Here is a 2,798-nt window from a genome sequence, read left to right on the forward strand (position 1 = left end):
GGAGTTCCTCGTCCATTATTCTTAAAAATGGTATCGGTGTTACAACACGCTGAACTTGCCAAGAAAAAATCTGGAAGGCCGCATTCTTTGTGTTTAGAGGATCAATTATTGTTAACTCTAAACTACTTACGCTGTTATAGGACTCAAATTGAATTATCCGCTGACTATAATCTTGCTGAAAGTAATGTGAATCGTACTATTCATAAAGTTGAAAATGCTCTGATTCAATCACGGATTTTTGCATTACCCAAAAGGAATCAAAAGTTTAGTGAAGGTGATTATGTGATCGTTGATGTCACTGAGTCACAGATTGAGCGTCCCAAAAAAACAAAGAAAATTCTATAGCGGTAAAAAGAAGAAACATACGCTAAAAACACAGGTCATTTTTAACCCAAGACTAAAGCAAATTGTAAGTATACAGGTCGAAAGTGGCAGAAAACATGATCTGACGATTGCGCGTAAGTATTTTAAGGAGATGATCATTTATCCTTGTATTATGGCAGATTTAGCCTATGAAGGATTTCATCAGATTAAGAGTAAGTTACTCATTCCAATCAAGAAACCTAAGAATTTATCATTACCCAAAATAGCAAAACAGATCAACCAAGAAATCAGTCGGCGTAGGATCACAATTGAACATATCAACGGCAAACTTAAATATTTTCGGATATTAACAGAACGGTATAGAAATAGACGGAAACGATTTGGTCTAAGAATGAATTTAATTGTTGGAATGGTGAATTGGATGCTCTTGAATTAACTTTCGCAAGAGATCTATTTACGCGAATCTCAACTTTTTAAGTCTTTGAAATAAAAAGGACATAACCCAATTTAATTTTCGACTAAGAAAAGCAAAGCAAGTTATGTCCATTTACTAATTTATCATTTCTGTATTTTTAATCATAGAGCAATTTTACTCAGCGATTGTCATTCAACCTTTAAGAAGTAGAGGATTTCCACCCGCTTTAAGTGATATTGAAATTCTTACTATACAAATTGTGGGAGAGTTTCTTGGCTTAGATTCTGATAAAAATATCTGGTTCTACTTTAAACACAATTGGTTTGAATGGTTTCCAAAATTAGGTTCCTATCCTAATTTTTGCAAACTTTGTGCAAAATTATGGCATGTAAGTCAACAGATTATGTCACAACTAAAATCTTTTTTCGGTTTAGATAATATTCATTTTATCGATGGCTTTCCTATACCTGTTTGTCGTTATGCTAGAGCAAAAAAACATAAAAACTTCAAAGAATCTGCAGGTTTTAGTTATTGTGCGGCTAAACAAGAAAAATATTATGGTTTCAAAGGACATATCGTTATTAACTTTTCAGGAATGATTACAGGCTATACTTTTGCTCCAGCTCATTGTGATGAACGTGATGTTGCACCAGAAATTACTCAAGATATTCAGGGATTACTTGGTGGTGATAAAGGATACTTAAGACCTGAATTAAAACACTATTTTATGTACCAAGATATTGATTTACAAACACCTTATAGAAAGAACATGACTGATAGCAGGTCTAAGGAAGCTATGGCGAGGCTCATGAATGCTCGTAGAAAAATTGAGACTGTTATAGGTCAATTAACTGAACGATTTCACATTCAAAAAGTAAGAGCTAAAGATTTATGGCATTTAACGCATAGAATTACGCGTAAGATTCTTTCACATACCATTGCAGTAATTTTAAATACACGATTAGGAAATCCACCTTTACAGCTGGAAAGCCTTATTCAAAGTTGAGATTGGGGTATATTTATTAAAAAATATGCCATTTTATTTATATCACTTTAATAACAAAATAAATACACGAGCATAATTAATTTTTTAAATAAATTGCATTTTTTACAAAAAATATAGACCACGTCACGCTAAATATCCTAATTTTATTACAATTTTCTAATTTATAGAGTAGAAACTCTATTTTAAAAAATCCAATTTACTAATACAAATAAATGAAAAATAAATACTTTATTAGGACTTACGCAAAGACGACCGAAGGCGAGCGTAACTGCTCACGCAAATAATCACTGAGTAAACCCCTTTTAACCTGATATAAAGATTGTTTTAACCGTTTAGCCTGTCTGGCTAACTGCAGCCAAACCAGCATACAACAAATATGATTCCGCTGAATACGAGCCTTACGACACTGATTAGCTTCAATACCAGTGAGTTGTTTAAGTTCTCGGTGAAACTGCTCAATCTTCCAGCGGATGGCACACACCAATCGTGTGCCATCTGATGAATCCTGAGTGGTGTCGTTGGTGACAATCCAGTCCGTGCGGTTTTCATTAACCACTACTCGGAACAGTTGCACTTTGTAATCTTTAGGAAAGGCATGTATTTTAATCAGTTTGCCATTTTGTTGCTCTTGGTCAGTCCAAGTTAATTCGTTGACTGCTTTGTAAGGGTGTACTCCTTTTGAATCATCGACTTTGCGATTGGATTTTAAAGGACAATAATAGATTTTTTGTAAGTTATCAATATACAGCATGATGTCTTTGGTGGCATACCAGGTATCCATGAGCACATATTTGAATTTAATTTGTTTGTGTTCAATACTGTGCTGTAGCATGTCTTTTAGATGGTCAAGTTTGCTTTTGCCATCGGTGGTTTTGTCATAAATACGGTAATCAATGAACCAGTATTGTTCGGTCTTAGGATTGACATAGATACAGTTAACGATGCAGATGCCTTTAATAATGCGATGGGCGTTGCCACTGAACCGTACCGGGTTTGTCGGAGAGTCAATATTCTGAGAGACTATCCCGATGACAAAATTAAAATATACCCCTG

General features: G+C 34.4%; 3 protein-coding genes. 2 read left to right on the forward strand and 1 reads right to left on the reverse strand.

Annotation, left to right across the window (positions count from 1 at the left end):
• Positions 1-760 (forward strand): IS5 family transposase gene (locus PV763_RS17245; protein ID WP_420938266.1). Its coding sequence is split into 2 segments (ribosomal slippage), with 759 coding nucleotides annotated over them: positions 1-333 and positions 335-760; the frame shifts between segments, so codons are not numbered across the junction. This gene is flagged as partial in the annotation.
• Between the two features lie 121 nt (positions 761-881).
• Entirely contained in the window at positions 882-1,745 is an 864-nt protein-coding gene (locus tag PV763_RS17250; RefSeq protein ID WP_228723756.1) for an IS982 family transposase, read from the forward strand.
• A 238-nt stretch (positions 1,746-1,983) separates the two neighbouring features.
• Here the strand turns inward: PV763_RS17250 and PV763_RS17255 are convergent.
• Positions 1,984-2,798 (reverse strand): IS701 family transposase (locus PV763_RS17255; RefSeq protein ID WP_420938267.1); only part of this gene is annotated, 815 nt, incomplete at its 5' end.

Origin of the sequence: Acinetobacter sp. AS5, from assembly GCF_048957595.1 — a bacterium.
Taxonomy (GTDB): domain Bacteria; phylum Pseudomonadota; class Gammaproteobacteria; order Pseudomonadales; family Moraxellaceae; genus Acinetobacter.